Source organism: Photorhabdus sp. RW14-46 (assembly GCF_963887965.1).
GTDB classification, from domain to species: Bacteria; Pseudomonadota; Gammaproteobacteria; order Enterobacterales; family Enterobacteriaceae; genus Photorhabdus; species Photorhabdus laumondii.
The window spans coordinates 88,639-103,403 of record NZ_CAWPHH010000005.1 but is presented as its reverse complement, the minus strand read 5'-3'; the positions used below and the strand labels follow the sequence as shown (position 1 = coordinate 103,403).

Annotated in this window: 16 protein-coding genes; 12 read left to right on the top strand and 4 right to left on the bottom strand. The window is 41.9% G+C overall.

What is annotated here, in order from left to right; translation table 11 throughout:
• Window positions 1-44 precede the first annotated feature (44 nt).
• The gene (locus tag AACQ38_RS06240) at window positions 45-1,124 is read left to right on the top strand and encodes an AI-2E family transporter (RefSeq protein WP_011146969.1); all 1,080 of its coding nucleotides are present in this window, start codon (window positions 45-47) and stop codon (window positions 1,122-1,124) included.
• Window positions 1,125-1,249: 125 nt separating this feature from the next.
• Here the strand turns inward: AACQ38_RS06240 and bcp are convergent, their stop codons facing one another.
• Both bcp and AACQ38_RS06230 read right to left on the bottom strand, forming a co-directional pair.
• On the bottom strand, window positions 1,250-1,720 hold the full coding sequence (gene bcp / locus AACQ38_RS06235; RefSeq protein WP_011146968.1) for a thioredoxin-dependent thiol peroxidase: 471 nt from the start codon (window positions 1,718-1,720) through the stop codon (window positions 1,250-1,252).
• A gap of 26 nt (window positions 1,721-1,746) precedes the next feature.
• Window positions 1,747-2,292: a glycine cleavage system transcriptional repressor gene (locus AACQ38_RS06230; protein ID WP_011146967.1), complete on the bottom strand. Its 546-nt coding sequence runs from the start codon at window positions 2,290-2,292 to the stop codon at window positions 1,747-1,749.
• Window positions 2,293-2,675: 383 nt separating this feature from the next.
• Between AACQ38_RS06230 and dapA the strand changes: the two genes are divergently transcribed.
• The 11 genes from dapA (at window position 2,676) to AACQ38_RS06175 (ending at window position 13,265) form a co-directional block, all read left to right on the top strand.
• Window positions 2,676-3,575, top strand: a complete 900-nt coding sequence (dapA, locus tag AACQ38_RS06225) for a 4-hydroxy-tetrahydrodipicolinate synthase (RefSeq protein WP_011146966.1) — start codon at window positions 2,676-2,678, stop codon at window positions 3,573-3,575.
• 16 nt (window positions 3,576-3,591) lie between these two features.
• Window positions 3,592-4,641 (top strand): outer membrane protein assembly factor BamC, encoded by a 1,050-nt coding sequence (bamC, locus tag AACQ38_RS06220; RefSeq protein ID WP_165577687.1) that lies wholly within the window; start codon window positions 3,592-3,594, stop codon window positions 4,639-4,641.
• Between the two features lie 267 nt (window positions 4,642-4,908).
• Window positions 4,909-5,352 (top strand): type III secretion system chaperone, encoded by a 444-nt coding sequence (locus AACQ38_RS06215; RefSeq protein ID WP_165577686.1) that lies wholly within the window; start codon window positions 4,909-4,911, stop codon window positions 5,350-5,352.
• Window positions 5,339-6,505, top strand: a complete 1,167-nt coding sequence (locus AACQ38_RS06210) for a VopS family T3SS effector adenosine monophosphate-protein transferase (RefSeq protein WP_165577685.1) — start codon at window positions 5,339-5,341, stop codon at window positions 6,503-6,505. The genes AACQ38_RS06215 and AACQ38_RS06210 overlap by 14 nt, the downstream gene beginning before the upstream one ends.
• Before the next feature lie 236 nt (window positions 6,506-6,741).
• The gene (purC, locus tag AACQ38_RS06205; RefSeq protein WP_011146964.1) at window positions 6,742-7,455 is read left to right on the top strand and encodes a phosphoribosylaminoimidazolesuccinocarboxamide synthase; all 714 of its coding nucleotides are present in this window, start codon (window positions 6,742-6,744) and stop codon (window positions 7,453-7,455) included.
• Between the two features lie 260 nt (window positions 7,456-7,715).
• Window positions 7,716-7,838: a hypothetical protein gene (locus tag AACQ38_RS06200; RefSeq protein ID WP_255562911.1), complete on the top strand. Its 123-nt coding sequence runs from the start codon at window positions 7,716-7,718 to the stop codon at window positions 7,836-7,838.
• 238 nt (window positions 7,839-8,076) lie between these two features.
• Complete coding sequence (locus AACQ38_RS06195) at window positions 8,077-9,792, top strand: ABC transporter ATP-binding protein (protein ID WP_228956915.1); 1,716 nt, start codon at window positions 8,077-8,079, stop codon at window positions 9,790-9,792.
• Complete coding sequence (locus AACQ38_RS06190; RefSeq protein ID WP_165577684.1) at window positions 9,789-11,444, top strand: ATP-binding cassette domain-containing protein; 1,656 nt, start codon at window positions 9,789-9,791, stop codon at window positions 11,442-11,444. Before AACQ38_RS06195 ends, AACQ38_RS06190 begins: the two co-directional genes overlap by 4 nt.
• A gap of 91 nt (window positions 11,445-11,535) precedes the next feature.
• The gene (locus AACQ38_RS06185) at window positions 11,536-11,802 is read left to right on the top strand and encodes an antitoxin of toxin-antitoxin stability system (protein WP_088374396.1); all 267 of its coding nucleotides are present in this window, start codon (window positions 11,536-11,538) and stop codon (window positions 11,800-11,802) included.
• A 169-nt stretch (window positions 11,803-11,971) separates the two neighbouring features.
• Complete coding sequence (locus AACQ38_RS06180; protein WP_242685529.1) at window positions 11,972-12,073, top strand: type II toxin-antitoxin system RelE/ParE family toxin; 102 nt, start codon at window positions 11,972-11,974, stop codon at window positions 12,071-12,073.
• Between the two features lie 16 nt (window positions 12,074-12,089).
• Window positions 12,090-13,265: an alpha/beta hydrolase gene (locus AACQ38_RS06175; protein ID WP_165577683.1), complete on the top strand. Its 1,176-nt coding sequence runs from the start codon at window positions 12,090-12,092 to the stop codon at window positions 13,263-13,265.
• Between the two features lie 11 nt (window positions 13,266-13,276).
• On the opposite strand, the gene AACQ38_RS06170 is transcribed toward AACQ38_RS06175, so the two are convergent.
• Together AACQ38_RS06170 and AACQ38_RS06165 are read right to left on the bottom strand one after the other, a co-directional pair.
• The gene (locus AACQ38_RS06170) at window positions 13,277-13,507 is read right to left on the bottom strand and encodes a phosphopantetheine-binding protein (RefSeq protein WP_011146958.1); all 231 of its coding nucleotides are present in this window, start codon (window positions 13,505-13,507) and stop codon (window positions 13,277-13,279) included.
• 34 nt (window positions 13,508-13,541) lie between these two features.
• On the bottom strand, window positions 13,542-14,765 hold the full coding sequence (locus tag AACQ38_RS06165) for an ABC transporter permease (protein ID WP_011146957.1): 1,224 nt from the start codon (window positions 14,763-14,765) through the stop codon (window positions 13,542-13,544).

Here is a 14,765-nt window from a genome sequence, read left to right as displayed (position 1 = left end):
AAGAAAAATAGAAATATGAATATTGCTATCAAGGAGCCTGGTCAATGCTGGATATGATTATACAGTGGTATCGCCGTCGGTTTACTGATCCGCAAGTTATTGCGTTATTTGTCATCCTGTTGGCAGGGTTTTGCATTATTTATTTCTTACATGGCATTTTGACACCTTTGCTGGTGGCGATTGTTCTTGCCTATTTGTTGGAATGGCCAACGGCTAAACTTGAAAAACTGGGGTGTTCGCGCACAGTGGCTGTTTGTATTGTGCTGATTATTTTTTCCAGTATTAGTTTGTTGGTCATCTTGATTGTGGCGCCAACTGTATGGCAGCAGGGAATTAATCTGTTGTCAGATATACCCAATATGCTTAATCGGTTTAATGAATATGCTCAGACATTACCAGCCCGTTATCCGGCGTTGGTTGATGCTGGCATTATTGATATGATGGCCGAAAATTTGCGCAGTAAGATTTCAATTGCCGGAGAGTCTGTAGTGAAATTTTCGGTGGCTTCGCTGATTGGTCTGTTAACGCTGGCTATCTATCTGATTCTTGTGCCACTGATGGCCTTCTTCTTGCTAAAAGATAAAAACCAGATGTTGCAAGCATTGCAACGGGTCCTGCCACGTAACCGCATTTTGGCCGGGCAGGTATGGCGCGAGATGAACCAGCAAATCACTAACTATATTCGGGGTAAAGTCACCGAGATGGTGATCGTCGGTATTTGTACCTACGCGGTGTTTGCATTTCTTGGATTGGATTATTCATTGCTGCTTTCTGTTTTGGTTGGGCTATCAGTGTTAATTCCTTATGTGGGTGCGTTGATTGTCACGATTCCTGTTGTACTGGTTGCGCTATTTCAATGGGGAGTCGGAACAGATTTCTGGACTTTGATTATTGCTTATTTGGTTGTTCAGGGGCTGGATGGTAACTTGCTGGTGCCGATTTTATTCTCTGAAGCCGTAAACTTACACCCGTTGGTCATCATTCTCTCTGTGATTACTTTTGGTGGTTTGTGGGGGTTTTGGGGCGTATTTTTTGCTATTCCGCTGGCGACGCTGATTAAAGCGGTGATCCAAGCCTGGCCGGAAGAGATCGTTATAATAGGAGACGATGAAATAAAAGAGTAAATTTATTTTTAATGATGCTGGTACCCGTTATTAGAGGAAGCACGGGTGGTGATATCCCTCCCGTACTTGCCCCTGGCATCTTGAGCTGTTAAATGAGCGTGATTAAGTTTTGAGTCATTTTCTATTTAAGGGTGCAGTTTCAGATAATCCACCACGATTTGGTGATGATCACTGGTCTTAAATTTATCAAAAACGTGCTCAATATTACCGTTGGTATCAATCAGGAAACTGATACGGTGGATACCATCGTAGGTTTTTCCCATAAATTGTTTCTTGCCCCAGACACCAAACTGTTCAGCAACTTGGTGATCCTCGTCGGACAATAATGTGAAGTTCAGCATTTCTTTCTCCACAAAGCGTGACAATTTACTTGGGCTATCTGTGCTAATGCCTAGCACTTCTACACCTGAATCCTTTAATGTATCCATTTCATCGCGCAGACCACAGGCTTGTACAGTACAACCAGGAGTCATTGCTTTAGGGTAAAAATAGACTAAAACACGCTGGCCTTCGAAATCAGATAAATTGATTGTTTCTCCATCTTGGTCAGGAAGGCTGAACTGAGGGGCCTTATCACCGGCTTTCAATGGGTTCATCCCGTATTCTCCGTTTAATCTTTCAACTAAAGTGGTTCAAGAATACTAATACTGCCTTGTGCATTTAGATCTGTACATAACTTATTAAACGCCTGCTTAATAATTATGCCATCATCCTCTAATAGGCTGTGGGCGGTAATTTGGATTTGCAATCGAGCAGGGATATTGCCTTCTGGTGGATGTGTTTTTGATACCAGTTCAGCAATATTAAAATCCTGTGTAGTAAACAGATTAGTAAACTGCTCAACAATACCGGATGAATCATCAACATCAACCTTAACGGAAACCGTAGCAGGAAATGTTGTGTGGGTATCGCACTTTGTGCGTTTCATGACGATAAGAAGATCGAGCTCGGCCCCTTTCTGTGGCAGTGAGGATTCAATCATTGTGATAGCGTTCCAGCTACCGGAAAGTAGCATAATGAAGGTGAATTCCTCGCCAAACATGGCTAAGCGGCTGTCTTCAATGTTACAACCACACTCACTCACAAGACGAGTAATGGTGTTGACGATACCAGAACGGTCAGCACCTAAAGCGGTTATAACGAGAAAATGTTGTTCTGATTGTGGCAAAGTCACTTTTCCTTCTCTACTGTGGTTTCGTTAAGGTAAACATAAAAAGGCTATGCTGCCAAGGTCAATTGCATCAAAGTTGCTCTATACCCGTTATCCTTCAAGTTGCCTCTTTGTTGGCTGCACTCGCTCACCCCGGTCACATCGTTTGCTATGCTCCCGGGGATTCACTCCCTTGCCGTCGCGATGCATCTTGAAATCCATAGGGTATATGGTATTCCCATTCTCTATCATTGAATTTCAATAAATTACTTTGGTTATCACATCTTTTTAACAGAGGTTATCTGGTATTAACAAAATTCATTGAAATCCTGTGTTAAATAGTTTCCTTCTGAATGACTAAAAAGTACCATGGAGCTCTTGTTTGTATAGGGGGTTATGTAATGTCTAGCGGGAGATTTGAATTTACAGGTAGCATTGTTGCGCTGGTAACACCAATGGATGCGAGTGGTCAGGTTGATAAGGCCAGTTTGAAAAAGTTAATCGATTACCATGTTGCTAGTGGGACATCAGCGATAGTCTCGGTAGGGACAACCGGAGAATCTGCCACATTGAGTCATGATGAGCACGGTGATGTTGTTTTGACAACCATAGAATTGGCTGATGGGCGTATTCCGGTTATTGCCGGAACAGGTGCAAATGCGACTGCTGAGGCAATATCCCTAACGAAACGTTTTGAAAACAGTGGCGTTGTTGGTTGCCTAACGGTAACGCCTTATTATAATAAGCCGTCGCAGGAAGGTTTATATCAGCATTTTAAAACGATTGCTGAAAATACGGATTTACCACAAATTTTGTATAATGTGCCTTCTCGTACCGGGTGTGATCTGCTGCCATTAACTGTAGCGCGTTTGGCGAAGATTAAAAATATTGTCGCAATTAAAGAAGCTACAGGGAACTTAAATCGTGTTAGTCAAATCCAAGAATTGGTTAATGATGATAGTTTCATCTTATTAAGTGGTGATGATGCAAGTGGGTTGGATTTTATTCAGCTCGGTGGTAAAGGGGTTATTTCTGTTACTGCAAACATTGCAGCGCCTGACGTTGCTAAGTTTTGTGAATTGGCATTAAACGGCCAGTTTGCAGAGGCGCGTAAGTTAAATAATCGCCTGATGGATTTACACCGTCAGCTATTTGTTGAACCTAATCCGATTCCAGTTAAATGGGGATGTCAAAAATTGGGTTTGATTGCTGATGACACCGTGCGTCTGCCGATGACGCCATTGACGGATGCAGGAAAAGTCTCAGTTGAAAAAGCCTTGAAAATGGCCGGATTATTGTAAAATTTAGGGAATTTTAATGGCAATATTGTTGCAAAAATCGAAGGTGATGACGGTTGCTGGTATGTCACTTGTCATGTTATTGGCAGCTTGTTCCAGCGACCAGAGCTATAAGCGCCAAATCAATGATGATGAGACATATCTTGAAGCACCTCCCCGAAAGGCGTTGAAAGTTCCTGCGGGTATGGTATTGCCATTGCAGAATGGTGAATATGATATTCCAGCAATAGCCTCTCAAGGGCAGGTTGGGAAAGCGCTTGATATTCGCCCGCCATCTCAGGCACTAGCCCTATTGAGTGGTTCCCGTACTGAAAACAGTGCAAAGAGCAGTAAGTTGCTACTTGAAAGCACTCCTGAGAATAGTCATCTGTGGTCACAGATTAACAATGTGCTATTGAAAAAAGGTTTCCAAGTTAGCCAACGTGATGATGCTAGCCAGACATTGACAACTGATTGGATCGATTGGCTGCGTGCAGATGAAAATGTTCCATATCAGGCTCGTCATCGTATTAGTGTTGCACGCCAGAGCTATCAGATTGAATTATCCGTTACTAATGAAGGGCTGAGACAAGGTGATCATCAGATAACTGATCCTCTTGAAATCCAACGTTATAACACACTGATGCTCAATGAATTAATTGAAGGTGTGAACCAGCAGCGTGAACGTATTAGCGATGACTCTGTAGCGCGTAATCTAGGTTCATTGGATGTACAGAGTGGTGGTGATACATCTGGATTACCTCAGATGATTGTTCGGGCACCCTATAATATTGTTTGGGATAGATTACCGGCAGCACTGGAAAAAGTCGGTATGAAAGTGGGTAGCCGCAGTCGTTCAACGGGCTCTATTACTGTAACTTATAAAAGTCTCAGTTCATCTAGTTGGAAATCAATGGGTGTTAATGAACCATCCATTAGTGAAGGTGATTACAAATTACAGGTTGGTGATTTGAATAACCGGAGCAGCTTACAGTTTATTAGTGATAAAGGTAAGCCGTTGACCCAATCACAAAATGATGAATTGGTTGCAGCGTTGAAGGCGGCTTTCAGCCAGACCACAGGATCATAGATCTAGGAAAGCCCCTCATATTATTGACAAAGCGCTGGCTGTTTAGTGAGCGCTTTGATTTCATTAAAAATTCGTACGAAAAATGAGCCCGGCGCAAGGTTAAGAAGACTTCCTACAGCGCAACTCCTTCCCAAAAGGTATCCCCTGAAAAGGGGGCGCTTTTAATATCGGCTGTTAATATACAAAAGACAGACTAGATCTGACAGCCAGCATATTACTGAAAGCTTAAAATCCAACCATCAAAATCATTGGATTTTCTTTCCCACTATGAATGATTATCTCACTAATATATTAATGACCGAACTGGCAGCCAAATTGGGTATGGATGGACTCTCTTTTGATGAAGAGGGAAATTGCTTCTTACTCATCGATAACGCTATGCCTGTTATTTTGCGTCGTCAGGAAGACTATTTAGTCATTATTGGCCAGATAGATATGGTACTTCCAGATTCAGCCGATGCTGACACTCTTCGTTATTTGCTCAATATAGCACTTAATCCATTAAATAATCAGTTACCTGGTGTTGGTTGGCATCAAGAGCTTGGGGTCGTTGCGTATAGAATATTACCCTTGCTACATCTAACGGCCAATAAGTTGGAGCATGAATTGTCTGAGTTTATTACTTGGGCAAATACATTTCCATCATCACTATCACAGAAAAATACCTTGCCGTCGTCTTATGACAGGAGAATAATTTATGATCGAATTTAAAAATCTTACCGCATTACAACATGCCTCATCACAAATACAAGAGCAGGTTCGTAACGAAGGTAAATTGCAAATTGCAGGCCATGAATACCATATTAATGCAGATCTGCAACAAGTTTTGCGTACGCATCCAAAAAGCAATCAACTTGCCCGTTTCTTTGAGGGGGTAAGTAAATTTTTCTTGCATGGCAGTAGTGCCTCAGTGGCTAAAGAGGTGACTAAAACTCTCTTTTCTACCGAAGGGGCGCAACAGCAGCGTCTACAGAGCACAGATTCGGTTAGCCATGCTCGTATGTTGTTTAAGGATGGTAGTTTGCAGACTCCAGAACAGGTACTAGAGAAATTAAGGACAGTAGACACACATAAAATGACAGAAGCCATGTTGGCTGAACATACGCTTTTGCTACAGCGAACTATGTCAGAGTCGCTACAAAATACAGAAACCGGTAAAAAATTACAGGATCTGATGGGACATCAGGCAACAGCTCAATTGACCGACAAATTGGTTGCCCCTAAACAGGAGTTTGTCAGTCTTGAACAATTGCGTAAGCAACCTTCGGCTGCTAATGCTGTTGCCAGCCTTGAGCCAGTTTTGATGATGGAAGAGAAGAACTTGCTGGCAGCTCAACATCATCAAGAAGTAATAAGAGGGCAAGATCTTAATCAGGGCATTTATGCAGAAATTCTTTCTGAAGAGTCTTATAACCCAAATAAGCTAACTGATAATGCTGACCGCGCTGCCGCTTGGATCCTTAAGGCATCCAGTTCAAAGGGGAATGAATGGAGTAACTTCACCGCACTACTCAAGGAGTATACCCATAATGGAAAAGATCTCACTGATAGCCAAGTCCTTAAGGAGCTTCATCATAGATTGGTTCCAAATATAGAGCGTGATTATCGTGGTCCAGCAATTAGCGGTGGGAGCCTTCCTTCCAGTATAGGCGGTGCAGCAATGCTGGCACATCATTTAGAGACATTGGATAAGGCAGATCCTCAGATTGGGAAACAGCTCTTTGCTGCTGTCGTCGGTTTTCACGGTTTCACTGATGGTAATGGCAGGATGGGACGTCTCCTCTATGCGCTGACAGAACTGAGAGCGGGTCAATTTTCGCCCCTTTCTCTCCAGACAGAAAATGCTTTGCATGGAATCAAGTGAAAAGAGGCCTGCGTATGCAGGCCAACTTATTGATAGGGCGCTTTTTTTTAAATCAGTGTTTGATCGCTAAAATCTCGGATAAAAAAACAAACTAGCGTAGTGTGAAGAATATCCTCTCCACATCATTTCTTTTCGATATAGAAAAAATCGGCCCTTTGGGCAGGATTTTGTCAGCAATCTGTTTTATTATTTATCTTTGGTATTTGTATAGTAGTAATATCTCTGGAGTATATAAAATGCAAAAAAAAGCTGAGTTGTATCGTGGAAAGGCAAAAACGGTGTACACCACGGATGATCCTGATTTGCTAGTGCTGGAGTTCCGTAATGATACATCAGCATTGGATGGCGAACGTATTGAGCAGTTTGATCGTAAAGGGATGGTGAATAATAAATTTAACCATTTCATTATGAGCAAATTGGCAGAAGCAGGGATTCCGACGCAAATGGAACGACTATTATCGGACACTGAGGTATTAGTTAAAAAGTTGGATATGGTGCCGGTTGAATGTGTTGTGCGTAATCGGGCTGCGGGTTCATTGGTCAGACGCCTTGGTATTGAGGAAGGTTTGGTATTGAATCCACCGCTGTTCGATCTGTTTCTGAAAAATGATGCTAAGCACGATCCAATGGTGAATGAATCTTATTGTGAAACTTTTGGTTGGGTTAGCAAAGAACATTTGGCTGAGATGAAAGAATTGAGCCTCAAGGCCAATGAAGTATTGAGCAAATTGTTTGATGATGCGGGTTTGATTTTGGTTGACTTTAAACTGGAATTTGGTTTGTTCAAAGGGCAGATAGTTCTAGGGGATGAATTCTCTCCTGATGGTAGCCGTTTGTGGGATAAAGAGACATTGGACAAAATGGATAAAGATCGCTTCCGCCAAAGTCTTGGTGGCCTGATTGAAGCGTATGAAGAGGTAGCACGCCGTATCGGTGTTATTTTGGACTAATTACGCAAACGATTACCTGGGCCGAAAGGCCCTTTTATTTGCACGAGCTATTTGAGATGCGTTAATATTGAATAGGAATTCATTTATATAGTCGCGATATATTTGTGAAAATCATTATAATTCGGTGGAATTATTGCTATTTTTTACTCCATTTATGATTCATTGATTGGAATAAGTTATTTATTGTTCATTATACCCTATGGATTTCAAGATGCATCGCGGCGGCAAGGGAACGAATCCCCGGGAGCATAGACAACTATGTGACCGGGGTGAGTGAGTGCAGCCAACAAAGAAGTAACTTGAAAGATAACGGGTATATTCATATTGAGAATGTTTTTGATGATAGGTTGTTAAATGACCTAATAAAGGGATTGACATGGTAGAATAAGCTATTAATTTTATTTTTTGGCTATTTTCTTGTGATAGCGTTTATAAACATTTCAATCAGATCGTGATAAATGCGGGTATTCTGCGATAATTGCACATTCGCTAAATGTGAACCAGATCTTGCTGTTGTGAACGATCTGTTATTAATAACTTTGATGTTGGCTGCATATACTGATGTTGCAAATAACATTTTTAATTTGAATGAGGTGCCATAACCTAAAAATGAAAAGCGTCATGTCAAAGAATTTAACTGTATGGCGGATACTGCTACAGAGTGCCGTACCATTTAAGGGGACAGTTGTATGTGCGTTTTTGGCCTTAACCGTTACATTATCGTGCGATCTAAGCGGCCCTTATATTATCAGGAATTATGTTGATAAGGCGACATCAGGAACGACTGTTGATCAGCTTATCATGTTGGCAATCATTTATGTTTTTATTGCGTCGATTGGTGTTATCGGTAGTCTGGTAACCAGTTACATGAGCACCAAGGCTGGTTGGGGTATTGCTGATACCATTAGATATAAGCTCTTTCACCATGTGATGACAGTTTTACCTGTATTGGAAATAGAACGGCGATCACAGGGAGAATTGCTGGAAAATATCGAAGGTAATGCTGATATTATAGGAAAAACGATTTCTAAAGCAGGCTTTAAGGCTATTGCTAATGTAGCGCTGACATTAGGGACATTGGTCATTATATTCAGCGTCATGCCTCAGGCTGGTATTGCCATAGCAATCGTCGTCATACTCGTGGCGTATGTGTTGATTCAATTAACCAGACTTTCTGTTCGTCGCTGGCTAATTGCACGAAATGAAAAAGCCCGAATCTTTGGTTTTGTCGGTGATTCATTACATGCAATGGATGATTTACAGCCATTGTCGCAGGCGCATTGGCCTGCCATTGCATTTCGTAAAATGTTGTCAATGTTGCTCAAATTTGAACGCAGTGCTTATATTGGTGGCCGGGCTTTTTGGCCAATTACCCAGATCTTCTTTGCACTCTGTTTCGGTATAGGTTTTGGTTTTGGGCTTCAATTACTTGGTGAGAACAGCTTAAGCATCGGCACATTAACGATGGTTTATCTTTACGTTGATAAACTGCGGGAGCCGGTGGAGGATATGTCATCAGAAATAGAGCTAATACAGAAATTATTTGCTGCTTTATCACTTTCAGCAAAAATGTTAAATGAAGGCACCCCAGATAAATCATCGGATAATTTATTGCCTGATGGTCCTCTCTCTATCCATTTCGATAATGTTGATTTCAGTTATAACGGAGAAGAAACGCAGGTTTTGCACGGTGTTAATTTTTACGTCGCTCCGGGGAGTAAAATTGGCATTATTGGTAGAACGGGGGCGGGGAAAAGTACCATTCTTAATTTGATGTGTGGATTTGCGCGACCCGATTCAGGAAGAGTGACCATTGGCAATGTCGATGTTTCAACGATTAAGCCGGAAGAGTTTGCGAAAAAGATTGCTGTTCTTAGTCAACGGTCTCATCTGTTTTCCGCAACATTGCGGGAGAATTTAACGCTTTTCAGTAATGAAATATCTGACGATCAAATTTGGGAGGTTCTTCAAGAATTAGATGCGCTTGAATGGGTTAGAGCACTGCCAGATGGCCTTGATACACAGGTTGGTACTAATGGTCTGATGCTATCAGCAGGAGAAATTCAAATGATAGCGGGAGCCAGAGTGATGTTACAGCATTGCTCGTTGGTGATTATTGATGAGGGAACTTCTCAACTTGATCCCCGAACAGAAGAGAGTTGGCTGAAATTGCTTGAAAAGTTAAGTCACAATTGCACGGTTGTGATGGTCGCACATCGCCTTCACACACTTTCGGTCGTTGATGAAATTATCATTATCGATGATGGGCGGATTCAACAGCGAATCCCTGAAACAGAAATCGCAATGTTAACGAGTAATCATGGGCTCATGGTATGACTATATCCAATGTATCAACTAAAGTTAAAATGTTACCGGCCTTGACTGAGCTGATAAAAAAGTTTGCTCCTCTCTATTTCATTACCATGTTTGTGTGGACATTGATGCATGGTTTTCCTCTGTTGATTGGTTACCAAATCAGCAAATTACTCGATAGGGCGATGAATGAGCCAACTAACCCTGTGGTCTGGTGGTTGCTTGCCTCTGCGATTGCTACAATGGTCTTGCGATCACTATTTCTGTTCTTGGGGTTAACCTTTGATTTTACGTTAATCTTCAAAGTCAGCGCTTACCTGAAAGAGCGGGTTTTATGGGGAGTAAGCCACTGTTCCCGCAATCAGAGACAGACTTTTTCTCAAGGCGATATTCTGAACCGTATTCGTGATGATAGTGATGAAATTGCGGAGTTTCTAAGTTGGACCTCTGATTTTATTTACCGCGCATTACTTTTAATTATCGCATTGGTTGTGCTTATCAACACTGACATAATAACCACACTTGCTCTTATGCCTATGATTGTGGGCCTTTGGGTTGGAGCGATACTTAAACGCAAGGTAGGGAATTTACAGAAGAGTAAACGTCAATCGCAAGGGGATATTGCCGGCAAGATTACTGACGTCTTAACGGGTATACGCGACTTGCGCCTTGGCAACAAAATGGAAGGGCAGATTGAGCGATTATCGCAGAAATTTGTCAGTCGACGGGCGATTCAAGCCAAACATCAGGTATTTACTGACCTTCTTTCTGGGCTGTTCAAAAATATTGTCATACTTGGGACGTCGGCTGTTTTATTGATAGTGAGTAAACGGATCGTTGATGGCAGTTTTACTGTAGGGAATCTGGCACTATTTTTGACCTATATCGGTTGGATCAGTGAACAGATACTCTTCTTTGGTCGGTCAGTTGCCTATTATAAAAATGCTGATGTGTGTTATGGGCGAATCAGACAGTTTCTGGCAAATAATAAAGTAGATAAAAAAGAGACCAAAGAATATGAGCCAGATGAAATTCTGCATAAGTTAAGTGTTAATCATCTCGCTTACTCAAAAACTCAGCCCCCAGTTTCGTTTGAGGCAACGGCTAATCAGGTTATTGGCATTGTCGGTGATATTGGTTCGGGTAAAACCACTTTTTTGCGTTACTTGATTGGTCTGGAAAAATCAAGTTCCGGCAGTGTACTGTGGAATAATCGAGAGGTTTTGGGCAATGAAAACTGGTGGCGGAATCCACGTATTGGATATGCCAGACAGAAAGCCGGTTTTTTTGGTGGAACTGTAAGGCAAAACCTCGCGTTGGGTGATAAGGATATCGATGATGATGTCATGGTACGGGCGCTGGAGGCGGTAGGTTTGACGCCCGGCTCATATGAATTGCCAGACGGGCTCGATACTGTCATTAATTCTGGCCGTGCCGGTCAATTATCTGGCGGTCAGCGTCAACGTTTGGCATTGGCCCGGATGTTATGCCGTCCCGCTGACGTTTATATTGTTGATAACTGCGATTCGTCATTAGATACGGATACGGCCCGTCGTTTATGGACTGTTTTACCTGAGCATTGGCCTGGTTTGTGGATTGTTGTCTCGCATAATGCCGATCTTCTCGCTAAAGCGGATCATATTGTTACCGTTCAACAGCGGAGAGAATTAGCATAATCCATTGGATATCCACTCCTGGCTAAGTCGGTAGGAGTGGATGTCAATAATGAAATGGTATATATTTTTTTATATCAAACGAGGAGGGACTATGGGTAAACAAGCTGTTTTTACTATGAAACTTGAATCAGATCTGCGTGATCACTTTATGGCTGCTACGGCAGCAGAACACCGCCCAGCTTCTCAAGTTGTCCGTGAACTGATGCATGAATATGTCCAGCGTCATAAATATCGTGCTTTCCTTCAGGAAAAGGTTGATATCGCACGCCAATCTGTAAAAGAGGGTAATGGTGTTGAACATAGCGACGTAAAAGCGATTTTTGCGGCTCGAAGAGAACAGGTTAAGGCTCGTAAGTGAACGTAATTTGGACACCTCAGGCGCTTTGCGATAGCGAGGCAATATGGGAGAGTACCTTATTGTAAGAAATCCGGACGCTGTACTCAAAATGGACGAACTGTTTGAGTTAGCGGCTGATTGATTAGCAGATTTCCCTTATATCGGTCATGCCGGAGAGATCTCTGGTACTTTGGAGTTTTTTCCACACGAACACTATCGACTGGTTTATGAGATTAGTAGTGAAACTGTCTGGATTTTAGCTTTAGTGCATACATCACGGTTGTGGCCGTAGGAAGTTGAGTAATTACATGCTTATTAAGAAATTAATTGCCACATTGGAAGGTGAAATACAGATATTAATAACCACATTGCTTAATGAGCAATGGGAAGCCGCTAGGGAATTAATGAATGAATCATTGCGTATGGCGGCTGATGATTTAGCTTTAACTGTATTGGCAGACAGTTTGTGTAACTCAGATATCGATATTATTTATCAGCAGCAAGGTGCTTGTCATCTGCGGCTAAATACTCTCAATGGAAAGTTCAATCTTTATATTGGGATTAAAGATCGGCAAATTGATTCGCTCACGTTATCTCGATGCCCAATACCTGATGCATATACAAAACAGGGTATTTTTATCGAAAAAACGTTAAAGACGTTTGGTCTTAGAGATGTCCCGGATGGTTTGGTCTGTTTGCCATCACCACATAATGATGCCAAAGCACTTGTACTATTGCTTGCAGGTTCTGGTCCTCATTCGATGGATTATGATGTTGGGCCTAATTCACTGTTTCGTATGCTGGCACATGAATTAAGTCAATATGGAATTGCGAGTGTACGTTTTGACAAACGCTATTACCGTATCCGGCAGAGAAATATGGACCCTGAGGTTGTCGATCTCAATACGGAAATTGTTGACGATGCTTGTAATATACTGACCGGTTTAATGGGACATATTGAATTTCACGATGTGCCAGTATTTCTGGTTGGGCACAGTTTCGGCGGATATGTCAGCCCATTAATTGCAGAGAACTTACAGCAAAAATCGGGTTTAAATGTTACGGGTATTGCGATGTTAGCGGCGCCTTTCCGTAATTTACTCCGGGTGATTTTATCCCAATTACCCAGTGGGAAAGAGCAAGATACGATATCTCTTGCGAGCTTTTTATCAGTGCCGGATAGTTATCTCAAACAGATTGAGAATTATCATGCATTTGACTGCTTAAACAGCTTGCCTGCCATGCCGTTATTTTTTGCTCAGGGAGATCAGGATTTCCAGATTTTGCATGATGTTGATTTCACGATGTGGAAAACTGCACTGCAAAATAATAGGCAGGCAGAGTTCAAACTCTACACTGGATTGAATCATATTTTATTGCCCACAATGGGGTGCGATGGTGGAGAGGATTATCTGCACCCAGGTCAGATCCCGGTGCAGGTAATTGCAGATTTGACTGCATGGATCATCCACCATTCGTCATGAAATAGGCAGCGCTATTCATTTTTTGCGAGCAGCTTGACCCAATCATTGATTGTCGGCCAGCGGGCTAAATCTGCAAAGTTAATTGGATACCCCACATCATTTAGCCGATCAACCAGCATCAGCATTTTTACCGAATCGAAACCGATATCAAAAAGGTTTTCATCCTCCGGTATTGTCTCTGCTTCTGGATGAAGCGCTTTGATTTCTCGATGTAAAATTTCATAGATAAGCTGATTTTTCATTGTGCCTCCAAAAAGTTTTATGAAACAAAACAAACTACAATTCTCTGATACCTTCGATTGGCGCTGATGCGGCTGCACGATGTGATGGATATACACCAAACACGACGGTAATAAAGCAGGCTGCAAGGGAAGCGAGTAAAAAGGAATAGAAAGAGAAGCCAACCGTAATATCAAATAGTAATAAAATTCTGAAACCGATAAATGAAAATAACAATCCTAATAATGTTCCCAATAATGAAATCAAAAATGCTTCGGTAAGAAACTGGTAAAAAATGTCGGAATAACTGGCTCCTACGGCAAGCCGTATACCAATCTCTCTTCTACGTTCTCTAACACTAATGAGAATGGTATTCATGACACTGACACCCGCAACAAAGAGAGTCACTGATGATATTGATAAGAGGAAAAGGTTAATTTTTGATTGGGTTTCATGCAAGGTTTTCAACAATTCGGTGGTATTACGTATCTCGTAACTTTGTTGATGTTTAAACCGTGACAACCGTTGTTCAATAGCGTATTTAACCGGTTCAATATGAGAGGCATCTTTGGCTTTCAACACCATGCCACTAGGCGGCGTATGACCGAACAGCCGTACCAGATAGCTGTTGCTTGGCAAAAATGCGGCATCATCTACCCCTGCGTCCATACCTTCGCCTTTCTGTGTCAGGATACCGATAACTTGCATCGAGATGTCGTTAATCTTGATGCTCTGCCCAAATGCGGTTTCTTTTTGCGGAAAAAGTCTCTCGGCCAGAGATGCTCCCAAGACAACGACATTTGCTAGGGCAGTATTGTCTTGTGGTGTGTAAAAACGTCCACGATCAATCACCAGATTACGGATAATCGCGATATCTGCATTGGCACCAATTAATTGAACATCAGCAGAGCCTTGTGGAGAAACGATTGTTCCTGGCGCAGTATAAAATAGAGTGCTGTGGCTAATATGGGGATTACCTGAAAGTGACGTTATATCCTCTTGTGTCAGATAATCATGATGGGAATCGAAAGCGCCGTTTTCTTGTCCCTTATATTTTACTGAAATGATATTACTTCCCATTGAGGAGACCATCTTAACAATATGATGCTTGGTTTCTTCGCCGATTGCTTGCATGATCACAATCGAAGCTACGCCGATGGCAATGCATAATAGCGTCAGGAAGACTCGTGTTTTATGGGCGGCAAGAGAGCGTACTGTCATCTTGAGATTAAATAGGATGACGGTTGAATAAATATTAAATTTTAAAGTTATTTTACTCAT